This is a genomic window from Leptothermofonsia sp. ETS-13, assembly GCF_049200465.1.
Taxonomy (GTDB): domain Bacteria; phylum Cyanobacteriota; class Cyanobacteriia; order Leptolyngbyales; family Leptolyngbyaceae; genus Leptothermofonsia.
In genome coordinates, this window is the sequence record NZ_CP120836.1 from 3,833,284 (window position 1) to 3,848,588 (window position 15,305).

The following is a 15,305-nucleotide window of genomic DNA, read 5'->3' on the forward strand; positions in this document are numbered from 1 at the left end:
GCGAGAGATACTTTTCCATGGTGCAAGGTTCGCTCAGATTTGCCTTCCCGATGATTGCGGATAAATCAGAATTTTGTAGGTTTCAGGGGTTGGCGAAACGGCTCGTTCTACGGCGACAGCCAGATCTTTCAGGGGAAAGCGATCGCTCACCAGCACATCAACATCAATCCATTGATTGAATACAATGTCTGCGGCCAGTTGTTGCACCCGGAAGGAGGAACTGTAGCTGCCCATCAGGTCGATCTCGCGGCGATAAAGAATATTGGGATTGATGGGAATTTCGACCTCATCGGGAAATTCAGCAAAGAAGAGAATTTTGCCACCCTTACGAGTGCAGTCCAGTGCCTGGAAGAAAGCCTTCTCGCTGGGAACCGCCAGTAGGCTGGTATCGACCCCCAACCCTCTGGTGAGCGCCTGAATTTTAGCCGGTAAATCGGGGTCGCGGGCATCAAAGGCCGCATCAGCCCCTACCTCCAGTGCCTTCTTAACCCGACTGGGAATCAGGTCTGTAGCGATCGCCCGTGCCCCACAATATTTCACCAGCATGATAAACATTAATCCAATTGGCCCCGCTCCGGTGATCAGAACGGTTTGACCGGGTTGCACCTGGGCTTTCTTGACGGCTTTCAGGCAACAATTGGTTGGCTCCACAAAGCTAGCCTGCTCAAAGGTAATTCCATCGGGAATCTGCATCAAACCGCCATTATGCACAATATGCCCTGGCACTTTGACATATTCTGCAAACCCACCGCCACTGGGGGCAAAACCAGCCGTTGTAGTGATGTTTTTATAGACATCACACATGGAGAAGTTGTCATTGAGGCAGTAGGCACAGTGCATGCAGGGAATGTGATGCAGCACGACGACGCGATCGCCCACCTGCCAGCCTTTCACCTCAGAACCGACAGCCGCAATAGTTCCAGCGGTTTCGTGCCCAAAAATGCGCGGGGGTTCATAGAGTGGATAACGAATCTTTTTAATATCCGATTGGCACAATCCAACAACTTGCACCTGCACCAGGACTTCATCTGGCAAAATTTCCGGGGTTGGGACTTCCTCGTAGCTCAGTTGATTAACCCCTCGAAACACCTGCGCTTTCATCGCAAATTCCTCAAGACCCTCCGATGAAAACTGTACCATTAGCCGTTAGCCATCAGCTATTCGCTCTGACATATGCTTGCTGGCTCAACAGAGGAACACAATTGCTGACATTGAAGGCAACTGCCAACTCCACATTGATTGGAAAGCCTCTAGCTATCAGCTCTTTCCCTGAACTGCACTGAGGTTAATAGTTGAATCAAAATGATTACCACATCGCTGCCTGGCGTTAATTAAACAACACCGCGATCGCCCCATTCACAGCGAAGCTCAAACTCTGACTGACACCTGTTACCTGACCCCCAACCGGCACCTGTTACAAATTGGCCTCCTAACGCGCCTGACGACGGGCCAGAAGGCGATCTCGCAATCCCTTAGAAACCCTGCCTCATTCTGTATGCACAGGTTCGCTACATACCACTGTAACAATCTTCGACAGCCTGTCTTTTGACTTCGGGGTAAATGCTCCCCAAAATTAGAAGAGTTTTGCCGATTCGTTAAATAAGAAGAGCACTCATGAGAAAAAAGTTGTTGATGATCGTGGTTGCGATCGCCCTCCTGACCCTGACCTTTGCCCGTCCTGTTTTGGCTGCAGACCTTGCTCTGGGGGCCAAAGTTTTCAGTTCTAACTGTGCGGCTTGCCATATGAATGGGGGCAATGTGGTTTTAGCCAGTAAAACCCTCAAAGCCGAAACCTTGAAACAGTTTGGTATGGACTCTGCGGATGCGATTATCAACCAGGTCAAAAATGGTAAGAACGCAATGCCCTCATTTAAAGGACGGTTAACTGATGAGCAAATTGAAGCCGTGGCAGCCTACGTACTGGATCAGTCTTCAAAGGGTTGGAAGTAGCGATTACACCCTGTGCTAGCACCCGGAGGAAAGAGTAAGTAATGATGCAAAAAGGTTTGGGGCTCGTCAAAATACTGGTTAGTGGTATACTCTGCGCTCCAACTGGTGCGATCGCGGATCTTTTTCCTCCTCACCCTTTACTGTATGCCCACGATCGTTCAGGAATGCCTCACCAGGATGAAACTCATCATCGCCATTCCATGGTTGAAGTTCCTCCAGGACAGCCTGTTCCTACCGTGCGATTGATTGTGCACCTCGATGCGATGAAGGGATGGAATCTGGAGCTTCAAACTACCAATTTCACGTTTGCGCCCGAGCGCGTGAATACAAGAGGTAATTTTCGTGAAGGACATGCTCATCTTTACATTGATGGCAAGAAAATCACCCGTCTCTACGGCAACTGGTATTACCTAGGCGTCTTGCCTCCTGGTGAGCACAAAATTCGAGTCACGTTGAACACTAATGCCCACGAGACTCTGGTCTATAATGGTCGGCCTATTCAAGCGACTGCTACTATTCAGGTGAAGGAAGTACCATAGGCAATTGCAGCCTAAATGTCGTTTTCCCTTCGCCGCTTTCTAGGGCGATTTCTCCACCTAGACGTTCTGCTAGCCTTTTCACCAATGCCAAGCCTAAACCTGTGCCACCGTGCTTCCAGGGGTCGTTACTGGGAATGCGGTAGAACTTTTCAAAGACGCGATCGCGCTCGTGTTCAGAGATTTCAACCCCGGTATTTGTAATGAAAATTTGCAGCGAGGGCGCATAGGAGAGAAAAACTAGCGAAGTGTCATGTTTTACTATGTGACTTTTCTCTTGTCTCACTCTGACCTCAATCTGTTCTCCCGCGGGAGTGTACTTGCAGGCATTGGTTAGGAGCTCACTCAGCAATCGCTCCAGGTAGGTCACATCGGTAATAAGTGTGAGCAGATGATCAGGAACATCAAGCCTGAACTGCTGTTGTTGAGTTTTGGCCCGTTCTACAAAGGGTTCTGCCAGATGAGTGAGCCACGGTTGGAGGTCAACTTGGGTTGGGTTCAGGGATACATTGCCATTATCCAAACGGGAAAGGTCAAGCAGATCATTGATTAAATTGATTTCGCGTTGACATTCCGCTTTGAGAATCGTCAGATAATGGGCGACCTTTGAACGAGAATGTTTTTCCAATTTTGACTTCTGGTTTCTAACTCCAGTCTCCTCTTTGAGCGCAATTTCCAGCATTTGAGTCGCCATCTTAATGTTGGACATGGGGGTGCGCAGTTCGTGGGAAACTGTGCTAACAAAATCATCTTTAAGCTGGTTGAGCCGTTCCAGTTCTTGAACCTGGGCTTGGGCTGCCTGATAAAGACGAGCCTGACGCAGGGCGATCGCGCATTGGTTAGCGACCTGTTGTACCAGACGGATGTCTTGTTCACTAAAGCCATAGTCAGCCTGGTTCACCAGCCACAGATCACCCAACACCCCCTGGTCATCAAAAATGGGGCAGCAAAGCATGGCTGCTCGCCCACGTCTGGGATTGGGCACCAATGAGCAAAACTGGAAGTGCTGGCCCAGCAAAATCTGGCTGTAGATCTCTGGAAAATCAACAATTTTGGATACACGCCCGTGGGAGGGAACATCCGCTCCGTTGGTGTACTCGTAGCAGATGGTGGAGGTCCCCAGATTAAAGTCAAACAATGCTGCATTGCAGCAGCGAATACTGAGAACTCTTGCCAATTCTTCAACGGCGCTCTGCAAAATCTGATTTTCATCCAGTGAGTCGCGTACTTTATCGGTAATTCGCTTCAAGGTAGACTCAAACTCATAGGCTTGCCGAAGTAGATTGGTGCGCTTTTCCACTTCCTTTTCCAGGTCAGAGTTGAGTTGCTGAACCTGGTGGTAAAGTTCAGCCTGCTGAATTGCAATTCCCACCTGGCTTGCCAGTTGTTCTAACAAATCTACTTCAGTTGGCTGCCACTGTCGGGATGCTGAGCATTGATGGGCGATGAGAAGCCCCCACAGGCTTTCTGACGGTTCGCTGGAAGTTTCTGTATGGCAAAGGATGGGAATAACAATTTTGGCTTTCACACCTAGCTGGTGCAGGGAATCGACCACACAGGGGGAAAGCTTATCCTGCTCAATATCTGTGACGGCCCACACTTGCCCTTGCCGATAGAGTTGGAGACACTCTGCCGGAAAAATTTCGGGGGGGAGAACCCGCCCAATGATAGAAGGACAATTGTTTGCAACCGCTTCTGTAATGACAAAACTGGCTTTATCGGATGCAACCCGGTAAATCAGCACCCGATCTGCCTGCAGCAACTGCCGCACCTCATTGACAGTTTTGTTGAGAATCTCATCCAGATTCAGTGATTGACGAATTCGTTGTGTGACTTTTCCAATCAAAGCTTCATATTCAGCCTGCGATCGCAATCGATATTCCAGTTGTTTGCGTTCAGTAATATCCTGCGTCGTTCCATAAAGCCGAATGACGCGCCCCTGGTTATCTAAAACGGTTTGTCCTCGAATTTCGAGATATTGAACAGAGCCATCGGGCTGCAACCGCCGCAGGTCAAGGACATAAGGAGTACCAGAGGAAATAGCTTGCTGTACCGCTTGCTTGAGCCGCTCACCATCTTCGGGATAAAACCACTGAAGCAGTTCGGGATAGCTGGGCTCAAACTCCGCGGGATTCACCCCGTAAATTTGGAACTGTTCTTTTGACCAGGTAATTTTGTGGGTAGTGAGGTCATATTCCCAGTTGCCAAGGTGCGCAATTTCCTGGGCTGCCGCCAGCCTGGATTCACTCTGCCGCAGGTTCTCTTCAATGAGTTTGCGCTGGGTGATATCGGTACTGGTGCCGATCCATTCCCGCACCTGCCCATTGGTGGAGTGCACTGGCACTGCACGGGCAATAATGTATCGTACTTCACCATTGATCAGGATCCGGTACTCTGCCTCGTAGGGCATCTGCGTTGCAACCGCATGTCTCCACGCCTGCAAAACCCATTCCCGGTCTTCGGGGTGAACAGCATTGAGCCAACCATAGCCGCGATGCTCGTCTGGAGTTTGCCCCGTTAATTTTGACCAGGCAGGAGTAGCTGACAGGGCACGGCCTTCTGCATCTGTAATCCAGACAGCCTGGGAAGTAGCAACGACTAGTGAGCGATAACGGGCTTCGCTTTCGGCTAAGGTCTGTTCAACTTGTCGTTGTCGTTGCAATTCTGTATACAACTGGTCATAGGCAGTTTGCAGTTCTGTAGTGCGTTGCTCAACTCGTTGCTCGATTTCCTGGTTGAGTTGTTGCAATTCCTGGTTTAACTGCCGTATTGTCTGTTCTGCCTGTTGCTGTCCAGTTACGTCTCGTAAGACCAGCAAACTTAGCTCTGGCAGGATATTGGGGGTAAAGGTGTATCTGGCTTCTCGCCAGGTACCGAGACTTTTGAGCCGGAGTACTCCGGTTGAGCGGAGTTGAAGACCAAAATCTCGCCAGGGAACTGGTTGGTTGGGGTCTGGTTGGGTGAAATCGGCGATTGCCCGCCCGACAATATCTTCTTTCTTAAGCCCAAAAAACTCGCAGGCAAGAGAATTGGCATCAACTGCAATCAATGCCGTATCAATCAACACCATGGCATCCATTGCAGCTTCCAAAAATGCCCGCAGCGGATAGCTGAGAAAATATTCAATCAAAGGTTTAACCCTCGCTGCATTGTTATCCCATCCCACGGTAACAATCTGGGTTTTATCTGCAACCGTTATATACTTACTATTTAAAGTCTATTCGGAGATGAAGCGGGTAGGATAAAGCAACTTCCACCTTAGTAATCTAAACTTCCACCTTAGTAATCTAAAAAAAGAAGGGGACGTATTTCCCAGCTTGTTTCACATCTGTTTTTGTTTGTAATACCAATGTTTTATGAAGCTGTACATTATCACCCCCCGGCTGTCGCCGTCCCTCTTGGTAAGGGGGACTACAGAGGGTTCTGATTCTACGCATCCTCATATTGAATTGGTATAGCGGTAGTCATTGTTTGAATAGCGGTAGTCATTGTTTGAATTAGTATAGTGATAGTTATTGTGGTTAGGACGGGGTGCAGGGGTTCCACCCCTGGCTGGGGGCGAAGCCCCCACTCCCTCTCTAATTCCAATGTCCTAACGCACCCGCGTAGAGCTATATAAGGATGTTTTTGTTTGTAAGGACGTTTGATGAAACGTACCTGAGGCATCCCATCTCTATTCCACCCGCAGGTTGTAACGTTATCAGAGAAGGGATTGGCAAAGCCATCCAGCTTAGCTTCCCTTTTGCCAGTTTCTCTAAAGCTGCTCCTGTAAGTCGGCAAATTCGCCAGTCGGGCAGAATATCAGCGCCCATCCGCTGGTAAAAGGAGATCGCAGGTTCATTCCAGTCCAGTACGCTCCACTCGAAACGTCCACAGCCCTCTGCAATTGCTCGCTGCGCTAGGTAGTTGAACAAGGCGGTGCCAATTCCATGCCGCCGATATTCAGGCAGAACAAACAGGTCTTCGAGATAAATTCCCGGTTTCGTCAAGAATGTGGAGTAGTTGTAAAAGAACAGTGCAAATCCAGCCACCTCTCCGGCATATTCCGCTAGGATTGCTTCTGCGTAAGGGCGATCGCCAAAAAGATGTTCCTTCAGCAGTTCCTCATCACCCGTTACTGCATGGGAAAGGTTTTCATATTCCGCCAATGACCTCACCAAATTAAACAAGGTAGAAACATCATTCAATGTGGCAGCACGCACGTTGACTTGAACGGTGGTGTCAATCATGGACAGAGCTGAAAAAAATTTTTACTGTAACACCCACTATACAGACAGGAACAGAGTAGTAGCAATTGCTGTAAAATCCCATCGAACCTTGCCTTGGCCACTGCCACGAAAGCCGTGAAACCTCTTCATCTAATGATTTATGTCTGCGCCTTGAGCAATGAATGCTTGAATAGCACCAGATCACCATTCCTTGCTGCACAAATCGAGTCGATCATTTTAATTAAAAGAGGATGTAGGGTGTAGGTGTTAGGAGTTGTTAGTGAGGGAGGAGGGGCTGGTAGGGGAACAGAACTCTATGCTTATACAAAGGAATAATGCAATTGATATTTTAATTCTGTCGAATGCACCTGGAGAACTGGCGACCTGGGTGAAACCAGTTGTGCAGGTTCTGCGGCAAAAATTGGGAGACGATCGCGACCAGGTGCGGATCTCAGTTATCCTCTCACCCTGCGCCAATGCAAGCGGGCAGGAAGTCGCGATCGCCCGTCGCTTTCCAGAAGTCGATCGAGTGCAGGGAGCAAAGCATTTTTTCCAGTTTTTGCTGTGGGGAAAAACTGCTGAAAACTGGGATTGGCGACAGCGGGGGGTTGTCCTGTTTTTGGGAGGTGATCAGTTTTTCCCGGTTGTGATTGGCAAGCGATTGGGCTATCGCACAGTTGTCTATGCCGAGTGGGAAGCTCGCTGGCATGCCTGGATTGATCGCTTTGCCATCATGCACCCCAAAGTCGCAGCCCACGTCGCCCCCAAGCATGCAGACAAATTCACGGTTGTAGGAGATTTGATGGCAGAGGTGGGGGCGGAAGAAGCCAGGACAACCGGAGAAACTGAATCGTCCAAATCTGCAACCGATTCTCCTTTAATTGGGCTGCTGCCAGGCTCAAAACCAATGAAGCTGGCGCTGGGATTACCATTGACGCTGGCGATCGCCGAAAGAGTGGCCCAAATTTACCCCAATATTCGCTTTGTGATGCCCGTTGCCCCCACCCTTGATTTACAAACTCTGGCAAAGTATGGAAGCCCCCTCCAAAACCCAATCATTCAGCGATTTGGTTGGGCAGAAGCCAGCCTAGCCGAATCTGCTGCGGCTGAATCAGGAACACCTATCCTGAAGACAGGCTCTGGCTTACAAGTTGAGCTGTGGACTCCCTTTCCTGCCTACGAAATGCTGTCCCAATGCACACTCTGCATCACAACCGTTGGGGCAAACACTGCTGAACTGGGAGCCCTGGCAGTGCCCATGATTGTTTTATTGCCTACTCAGCAGATGGATGTCATGCGGGCGTGGGATGGTTTACCCGGACTGCTGGCAAACCTGCCAGGGGTAGGTTCCGCCTTTGCAACAGTCATCAACTGGTGGGCACTGCGTCGTCTGGGGTTGCTGGCATGGCCTAACATTTGGGCAAGGGCAGAAATCGTACCCGAATTGGTTGGCAAGCTACAGCCAGAGGATGTAGCAGCAATGGTGCTTGATTTTCTGAAGCACCCAGAAAAGCTGAATCAGATGCAAGCAAACCTCCGACAGGTGCGAGGTCAAACGGGAGCCGCTGAGAAACTAGTGCAGCTAGTCTGCCAGGAGATCGAAAAAGGGGGCAGAGGGTAGCGCTAAAAAATTTCCAGGGAGAGGACATAGTCTCCCGTTTGAGGAGCAGAAACTTCGATGACATAATCTCCATTGGTTGGGAGTCGTCCCTGCCATCCTTTGGATTGGGGTGTGCTGCCGCCAATCCGCTGACCGTTGGGGGCGATCGCACTGAGATTGATAGTCCCCTGCAAAACCTTAAGCGCAAGGATCTGCCCCTGTTTTGCCCTCAGTAAATAGCGGCGGATCTGTTTGGGTGAGATGCTCCCGGTCACCGTTGTACCTGAAGCACCGCGGGCAAAGGAAACTCGCTGCGTTTGCTCCTGGGTTGGGCGGGAAAGGGGAGACATTACCACATCAAGCGTATAGGAACCGGAGCCTGTAACTTGAATCAGGTACTGGTCATCAACTGGTAGCAGACCAGTCCAGCTTTTTGTCCGATAAGATGCCTCATCAATCCCTTCCTGGTTAGAGCGCAAGAGATTCATCGTTACCCCGCTTCCTTCCAGGGTTGCTGTCATAATTTGTCCCTGCGCTCCCTTCAAAACATAGGGTTGTGAGTCATTATTCTCCAGATTGCCCTGAAGCGTGGCCGTGATTTTACCCGGTGGAAACTGGATCGGCTGAGGAGACTTATTCCCTTGAAGCGAACGGTTACTATCGTCTGGGCTAGAGGATGGATTAGTTGGTGTTTTGAGCGCCGAGGCTCTGGAATTAATGCCCTGGAATTCAAGAATTCGGGACGCTTCCGACTCCGAAAGCTTTGCACCGGATACCCAGACTTTATTGGAGTCAGAGTTTCCCGTCCAGGCACGCCATAGAACAGGAACCGCAATGCCCAACGCAATCAGAAAAGAGGCGGCAATTCCCACTTGAACTCCTGTCCCCATTCCCTTTCGCGATTGCTGGGGAGGTTTCTGCAGTTCAGCATTGGCTAAGGGAGAAGACACTCCAGAGGGTTGGGAAACCGTAGAGTAAGAAACGGCTGGCTTCAGAGATGGAGTCCCATCAGAGCGAGGTTGTGGGCGATTGGAAACTGTGGCAGGGGATGGTAGCAACGTACTTTCCTGGGAAGACTCCAATAAAGGCTGGAGTTCCGCCAGTACTTCCCGTGCGGATTGGTAGCGATCGCCCGGATACACCGACAGCATTTTCTGCAAAATTCTGCCCAGTTCTGCCTCAATAGTGGCATAGGGCTGCCAGCGCCAGGTCAGCGTTTGGCTGTCAAGCAAGGTTTGAGGTTCACGCCCTGTCAGAAGCGCCAGAGCCGTAGCTGCCAGGGCATAGAGATCGCTGTTGGGATAGACTTTACCCGTTTGCATCTGCTCAGGCGGAGCATAGCCAACCTTACCGACCCGCGTAGCTGCGGACATGAGGGGCCAATGGCTGGTTGCTTCCTTAACAGCCCCAAAATCAATCAGCACAGGCAAACCCGATGTCGTTGAGAAGTCTGTAGGTGAAAGCTGGGTCGTTTCCTGCGTTTTTAGAATCAGGTTTTCAGGGCTGATATCTCGATGAACGATATCCCGATCATGGATATAAATTAGAACCGGCAACAGATGCTTGAGAAAGTGCAGCACCTCTGCTTCTGAAAAGGTCTTTCCCTGCTGTTTGCGATCGCTCAACAAGCGGCGGTAGGTCTGTCCTTCGATATAGTCCTGCACCAGAAACAGCCGCTGCTCATCTTCAAACGCTGCCCAAAATCGGGGAATTTGAGGATGCTGAATCTGATAGAGAATACTGGCTTCTCGCTGAAACAACACCTTTGATTTCTCAACCAGGGCACTATCCTGGTAAGGCACAACAAATTCTTTGATCACGCAAGGCTCATCGAACCGTTCACGATCAAGCGCCAGATAAGTTCGCCCAAAGCCACCCTGACCCAGAATCTGCTGGATCACGTACCGCTGTCTTAGAACCATCCCCTCCTGAATTGGGAGTACCATTTTGATTTTTGTAAAAAAGCGTACATATTGGGAGACAGATGTCACCCAGCATAGCGATTATTACCCACAAAAGCACCCTCCTTCCAAGGGGGGGATACCCCTCAGTGGCATCCTGAGACAAGAGATGTACTGACAGTCTTCTATCAAAGAACACCATCTGCTGGTGATACGTCGCTCACTCTGTCAGCGAACAAACTGTGGCATCACCTCTGCGGCAGTAAATAGTCCGTACAGTCCCCGTTGGTGCAGCCCAATCCCCGTTTTAAGGTAGCCAAAGGCAGGACCACAAACATTAGCCGCCATGCTAGTTTCGTCACCCAGGGTAAACGTATGGGTAGAAATCTTCCCCTCAAAGGTCCGCCCTGTTACCTGAACATTGGTGCTGAGCGGCTTTTTCGGATTACGGGTATCTACAATTCCGCCTACAGTAACGCGATCGCGGGAGCAAATGCCTAGCCGTTCCAGCATCACATCATCGGCGTGTTCCATATTTTCCAGCATAATCAAACCATTTGTTTGATCCAACAGGGCTTCCACCTCGGCATCCGTCATAGCTCGTGCCTGCTCTACCGTGTAACCCGGCAAATGTGCAATGTCTTCTCGTACCGTTGCACGATACGCTTCCCAATTCGCAATTCCAACCCCAAAGGTGATTTTGACACTATGAATTTCAGCATAGCTCTGGGCTGCCAATGCTGCCGCAGCAGTTAAGAGGCCAGGTGTTGCCCCACATCCCGTCATGTAAGTAATCCCAGCCGCTTGCAGCTCATCTGCCATGGCAAGCAATTGCTCCACAGCACTGGTTCGTTTGATCGCATCCACCAAAACTCCCTGCCAGCCAGCCTGGATAAACTGCCGTGCAACAGACGCCATAAAGGTATTCGGCAGATTCGGGAGAGCCAGAAAATATCCATCCACCGGAGCGCGTCCAATCAATTCTTGAATACTGTTATTGCTGAGAACGCCACCAGGTTCGAGATAACCTAGTGAACCTTGCGAACGATAAACAGCAATACAGGAGTCCGGATCTAAACCCTGAGCATCGTAGGCATAGCCTTTTCGGTCTGCTGCGGCAACCCAATGCATTTCTTGTTTGGGGGCTAACACTCTGGCAGCCGCCTGTCCAAGCCCTCCAAACCCCAAGACACCAACTCTCAAAGCGGCAGGCTGGGAAGATGAAAGGTTGACCCGGCTGGTTGCATGCTCTCTATCCATCGCTTGATTCACTATGTGTAGGCTAAACAGACCTCCATTATCCAATCAATTTCCACCCAATTAAGTAGGTAGTCATCATTAATTTGTAAAGGGGAGAGTGGGGGCTGCGCCCCCAGGCAGAGGGTTTCACCCCCTTCACCCCCAAAATTTTCCTTAATTTAATTGTGCCTAGCAGCAATTCTATTTGGATTGCGAAAGAGTCTTTCCCTGGTGGGAGGGCTTTCACAACTCCTCTTGTTCACAAACAATCTCTTGTTCACAAACAATTTAGAACAGCTATAGCAGTTGTCCTCAATCAGTCGTGAGATTAAGAGGCTTTGTGAGAAAGGACTCCTGCGAAATCCTTTCTCACAATTCAAATAGGATCGCTATATAGAAGCCAGAAGTCAGGAGCCGAAAGAAGTGGGTAGGTGAATGAGTAATAGTCAGGAAACCTCATCCTCAGGATTGAGGAAAGATTTGTAAACCAATCTTGTAAAGATTTGTAAAGCTAAAAACCTCGCCCATCTTTATCTTGACTGCTGTTCGAAGTTAGGCGAAACTGTCAGATAATTGAGTTGCTGCCCTACTGGGTTGACTCTTTTTGTAAAGAAATGACTCGTATTTATTCGAATGGTCACATTCGAATAACTGGGTCAGTGGTGAAGTGGAGTGACTCTCTGAAGCGACTTAACTTCGTGGCAATTGAGTTTCGCCGACTATTTCAGCTGATATGCCAGGTGGTTAGCTTCTATTCAATCTATTAAGTGGGAAGCATGGAAACACTGGAATTTGTTATCTATCCCGATGGTCGGGTACAGGAGAAGGTTACTGGAATCGTGGGTGCTTCTTGTGCGGAAGTTACTGCAGCGATCGAAGCCCAATTAGGTCAGGTACTTAGTCAGGAAGCAACCTCTGAGTATTTTGCTCAAGAGGTACATCAGTCAGCAACTGCAACTGCGCAGGCTACTTTTAGCGAGTGGTAGTCTTTCAACCTTATCTTTCTTTTCCTTTACTTTTTGTTAAAAATTGCCATGTCACACTTTAGCCAGATCAAAACTCAAATTCGTAATCTTTCTTCTCTCAAAGCAGCTCTTACCGATCTAGAGATTGACTGGAAAGAAGGCCCCTGCGATGTCCGCGGTTATCGGGGACAGAAAAAAACTGCTGAAGTCGCGATTGAGCAAGACAACGGCTATGACGTTGGCTTTGCCTGGAATGGTAGTGAGTATGAATTGGTGGCTGACCTCCAATTCTGGAATCAAAATTTGACGGTTGATCGCTTCCTCAGCAAAGTTACTCAGCGATATGCGTACCACACTGTTCTGAATGAAACCACTCAGAAAGGATTTCAAGTTTCAGAAGAGCAGCAGAATGCAGATGGTTCGATTCGTCTGGTTTTACAACGCTGGAGTGCCTAATGTCTGATTCCTCATCGCCGATACCTGTCGAACAGAAGGCGATCGCGTCTGAACCTGTGATGGGGGAGAACCGATCAGGGTTTGAGCCTGAGTTGGGTGGTTTTTTACGCGATTCTCCTGAGCGTACAGGGCTGGAACCCGAACTGGGGGGTTCCTTCCGCCAGAAGGGGGTATATGTTGATGAGTTAACCTGCATTGGTTGTAAGCATTGTGCTCATGTTGCTCGCAATACGTTTTATATCGAGCCCGACTATGGGCGCTCTCGTGTTGTTCGGCAAGATGGCGATCCAGATGAGTTGATTCAAGAAGCGATTGACACTTGCCCGGTAGATTGTATTCACTGGGTTGACTTTACCGAGCTGAAGCATCTGGATGAAGAGCGGAAGTACCAGGTTATTCCTGTGGTAGGTTTTCCAGTTGACCATGCTATCGTTGCCAAGGGTTATCGGGCTCAAAGGATGAAGGCCAGACGAAAGAAGCGAACTTAAGTTTTTGCAGAATTTCTGTTTAAGTTTTTTTGAGGCTATTGTTTAGCCTCTTTTTTCATTTTTTTTCATTTTTTCTTAGTTGTTTAAGAGTTTATATAGCTCTACGCGGTAGCGTTAGGACATTGGAATTAGAGAGGGAGTGGGGGCTTCGCCCCCAGCCAGGGGTTCCACCCCTGCGCCCCGTCCTAACCATAATGACTACCGCTATATTAGTTGTTGGAGAGGGCTGAGGGCTGAGGTGAAAATTCATTACAGCTAGTAAAGTTGTTCTAGGAACGTTTGGACTTTACCATCCGGGCTTAACACAAGGCGAATTCTGGCAGTTCGCCTCCCTTTAATAGAGGAGACAAATGGCTCACCGACTAGGGGGATACTGGTGCGATCGACATAATCACCAGCCGTTTGGCCGAGGGGTAGAATTTGCTGAATCGACCCGTTGGGGTTAATAACCAGCGTATATTCAATTGTTTGGTTGAGCCCTTCGGGTGGCTTCCATCGCTGCTGAAAGTAACGTCGCGCTTCAGCCACTTGAGGAATTGTATCAAAGGCGCTGCTATCCGCCGATTGAGGCGCATCCTCTTGAATAGAGGTCGACTCAGATTCAGATGCTGTTGATCTTGCTGTTCGCCGGGAAGCCTGATCATCACCACGCTCTGACTTTTTGAATACAGGAGCCTTGAATACAGGAGCCGGAAGGTTACTTTGACCTCCTGATCTTGCTTCATTCAGCGCGATGGAGCTTTGGGGCTGGGCTGGGGCGCGATCATCGCGACTTTCTGTAGTGGTACCGGAGGCACTCTTGGCCCCCTCTCCCGCACTGTTGTCAGTATTTGCTGGGAGCGTTGATGGAACGGTGATCCTGGGCATGGGTGGGCTTGCAAGAATGGCAGACCCAGGTGGGGGCAGAGGGGGAAGTTTTTGGGTGGAGGCTGCGGGGGGATGCACATTTTCCTTTGCCGCCGGGGGAAGCTGGGATGCTACCTGTTGGTCACGGCTACTGGCTCCCTGACTCGTGGTTGCTGGGTTTGGGCTGAGGGAGCGATCGAGCAGTTTCACAACCGATGTTGAAAGCCCCACCACAACGAGGCATACGGCTGCAATTTGAGCCCACCCCGGAGAAGATTTGAGCCAGCCAGAGCGAGAAGGTTGAAGATTTGGCAGTGCCACCATCTCGGTGGTGTATTCATCCAGAGCATTTGCCAGGTCAAACAACTGTAATGCACTCAGACGCACCACTGGACCTGTTTCCTCAGTTGCCAGGGAACCCAAAACCAGTTCGTGGGTCAGTAGCCCCTTCGGTTGAAGCACTATTCCAGCAGCGTTGGTTTGAGTGGCCTGGGGTATAAACAACTCTTCATTTACGGTTGGACGTGGGGCGATCGCACCTGTTTGTGATGCCAGAACCAGTTCATCCGCTGGTTTATAAGACTGCTCCAGGAAATGCTGAACATAGGTTGAGACAACTTCGCAAAGAGCTTCTAGCTGGGCGCGATCGCCCCGCAGCGTAACCCACTGCTCCTTGGGCACCTTGGGATCATCCAGACTCAATTGAAATCGCAGATTCTTCAACACTGGTTGTGCCATCCACCGAGACAGCGGCGAATGGCTCCCAATAATCTCCAAAGTGCAGGTTGGAGGGGTATATCGTCGCAAAACTGAGTGGGACATGAGCATCACTAGTGAAGAACAGGGGGGTAAGTAGGTGTCAGGTATCCGGTGTCAGGCGACAGGGGAAGTTGTTAATTGTTAGTTGTTGAGAGGGGTAGATGGGCAAAGAGGTGAATGAGTGGATGAATGGATGGGTGACGGAGTGATGGAGTGATGAAGTAGGGGAGTGACAGGGTCAGAAAAGTTTTGAGTTCTGAATTGCCCCAATCCCTGTTCCCTAGCCCCCAGTCCCCAATCCCTAATCCTCAATCCCTGTCTTTTTTTTCTTTCTTCTTCCCTCTTTCTTCTTCCTAT

The 15,305-nt window shown here is 49.8% G+C and carries 12 protein-coding genes; 6 read left to right on the forward strand and 6 right to left on the reverse strand.

The features are described from left to right. Positions 1–33: 33 nt before the first annotated feature. The gene (locus P4D80_RS17435) at positions 34–1,101 is read right to left on the reverse strand and encodes a zinc-dependent dehydrogenase (RefSeq protein WP_421655280.1); all 1,068 of its coding nucleotides are present in this window, start codon (positions 1,099–1,101) and stop codon (positions 34–36) included. A gap of 513 nt (positions 1,102–1,614) precedes the next feature. Between P4D80_RS17435 and petJ the strand changes: the two genes are divergently transcribed. Beyond that, complete coding sequence (gene petJ / locus P4D80_RS17440; protein ID WP_421655281.1) at positions 1,615–1,950, forward strand: cytochrome c6 PetJ; 336 nt, start codon at positions 1,615–1,617, stop codon at positions 1,948–1,950. 41 nt (positions 1,951–1,991) lie between these two features. Further along, positions 1,992–2,489, forward strand: coding sequence for a hypothetical protein (locus P4D80_RS17445; protein WP_421655282.1), 498 nt, complete (start codon positions 1,992–1,994; stop codon positions 2,487–2,489). Here the strand turns inward: P4D80_RS17445 and P4D80_RS17450 are convergent. After that, positions 2,464–5,616: a PAS domain S-box protein gene (locus P4D80_RS17450; RefSeq protein WP_421655283.1), complete on the reverse strand. Its 3,153-nt coding sequence runs from the start codon at positions 5,614–5,616 to the stop codon at positions 2,464–2,466. The two genes, P4D80_RS17445 and P4D80_RS17450, sit on opposite strands and share 26 nt — an antisense overlap. A 481-nt stretch (positions 5,617–6,097) precedes the next feature. After that, on the reverse strand, positions 6,098–6,715 hold the full coding sequence (locus P4D80_RS17455; RefSeq protein WP_421655284.1) for a GNAT family N-acetyltransferase: 618 nt from the start codon (positions 6,713–6,715) through the stop codon (positions 6,098–6,100). A 295-nt stretch (positions 6,716–7,010) separates the two neighbouring features. On the opposite strand from P4D80_RS17455, the gene P4D80_RS17460 reads away from it, so the two are divergent. Beyond that, the gene (locus tag P4D80_RS17460; protein WP_421655285.1) at positions 7,011–8,315 is read left to right on the forward strand and encodes a lipid-A-disaccharide synthase; all 1,305 of its coding nucleotides are present in this window, start codon (positions 7,011–7,013) and stop codon (positions 8,313–8,315) included. A gap of 2 nt (positions 8,316–8,317) precedes the next feature. Here the strand turns inward: P4D80_RS17460 and P4D80_RS17465 are convergent, their stop codons facing one another. Both P4D80_RS17465 and bioU read right to left on the reverse strand, forming a co-directional pair. Continuing rightward, the gene (locus P4D80_RS17465; RefSeq protein WP_421655286.1) at positions 8,318–10,240 is read right to left on the reverse strand and encodes a serine/threonine protein kinase; all 1,923 of its coding nucleotides are present in this window, start codon (positions 10,238–10,240) and stop codon (positions 8,318–8,320) included. Positions 10,241–10,423: 183 nt separating this feature from the next. Continuing rightward, positions 10,424–11,455 (reverse strand): (S)-8-amino-7-oxononanoate synthase BioU, encoded by a 1,032-nt coding sequence (gene bioU / locus P4D80_RS17470; RefSeq protein WP_421655287.1) that lies wholly within the window; start codon positions 11,453–11,455, stop codon positions 10,424–10,426. Between the two features lie 755 nt (positions 11,456–12,210). Between bioU and P4D80_RS17475 the strand changes: the two genes are divergently transcribed. Genes P4D80_RS17475 through P4D80_RS17485 form a run of 3 tightly spaced genes read left to right on the forward strand, consistent with a single transcriptional unit; the run spans position 12,211 to position 13,343 of the window. Further along, positions 12,211–12,420, forward strand: a complete 210-nt coding sequence (locus P4D80_RS17475) for a DUF2997 domain-containing protein (protein ID WP_421655288.1) — start codon at positions 12,211–12,213, stop codon at positions 12,418–12,420. Between the two features lie 48 nt (positions 12,421–12,468). Further along, entirely contained in the window at positions 12,469–12,855 is a 387-nt protein-coding gene (locus P4D80_RS17480; protein WP_421655289.1) for a DUF1257 domain-containing protein, read from the forward strand. Further along, a complete protein-coding gene (locus P4D80_RS17485; protein WP_421655290.1) occupies positions 12,855–13,343 on the forward strand; it encodes a ferredoxin in 489 nt (162 codons plus the stop codon). The genes P4D80_RS17480 and P4D80_RS17485 overlap by 1 nt, the downstream gene beginning before the upstream one ends. Before the next feature lie 255 nt (positions 13,344–13,598). Here the strand turns inward: P4D80_RS17485 and P4D80_RS17490 are convergent, their stop codons facing one another. Then, the gene (locus P4D80_RS17490) at positions 13,599–15,011 is read right to left on the reverse strand and encodes a DUF4335 domain-containing protein (protein ID WP_421655291.1); all 1,413 of its coding nucleotides are present in this window, start codon (positions 15,009–15,011) and stop codon (positions 13,599–13,601) included. Positions 15,012–15,305 lie beyond the last annotated feature (294 nt).

Excerpts from the sequence above, each read along its gene's own strand:
- P4D80_RS17485 (WP_421655290.1), top strand. The coding sequence starts at position 12,855 with ATGTCTGATTCCTCATCGCCGATACCTGTCGAACAGAAGGCGATCGCG.
- P4D80_RS17465 (WP_421655286.1), bottom strand. The coding sequence starts at position 10,240 with ATGGTACTCCCAATTCAGGAGGGGATGGTTCTAAGACAGCGGTACGTG.
- P4D80_RS17455 (WP_421655284.1), bottom strand. The coding sequence starts at position 6,715 with ATGATTGACACCACCGTTCAAGTCAACGTGCGTGCTGCCACATTGAAT.
- bioU (WP_421655287.1), bottom strand. The coding sequence starts at position 11,455 with ATGGATAGAGAGCATGCAACCAGCCGGGTCAACCTTTCATCTTCCCAG.
- P4D80_RS17480 (WP_421655289.1), top strand. The coding sequence starts at position 12,469 with ATGTCACACTTTAGCCAGATCAAAACTCAAATTCGTAATCTTTCTTCT.
- P4D80_RS17445 (WP_421655282.1), top strand. The coding sequence starts at position 1,992 with ATGATGCAAAAAGGTTTGGGGCTCGTCAAAATACTGGTTAGTGGTATA.
- P4D80_RS17435 (WP_421655280.1), bottom strand. The coding sequence starts at position 1,101 with ATGAAAGCGCAGGTGTTTCGAGGGGTTAATCAACTGAGCTACGAGGAA.
- P4D80_RS17460 (WP_421655285.1), top strand. The coding sequence starts at position 7,011 with ATGCTTATACAAAGGAATAATGCAATTGATATTTTAATTCTGTCGAAT.
- P4D80_RS17490 (WP_421655291.1), bottom strand. The coding sequence starts at position 15,011 with ATGTCCCACTCAGTTTTGCGACGATATACCCCTCCAACCTGCACTTTG.
- P4D80_RS17475 (WP_421655288.1), top strand. The coding sequence starts at position 12,211 with ATGGAAACACTGGAATTTGTTATCTATCCCGATGGTCGGGTACAGGAG.
- petJ (WP_421655281.1), top strand. The coding sequence starts at position 1,615 with ATGAGAAAAAAGTTGTTGATGATCGTGGTTGCGATCGCCCTCCTGACC.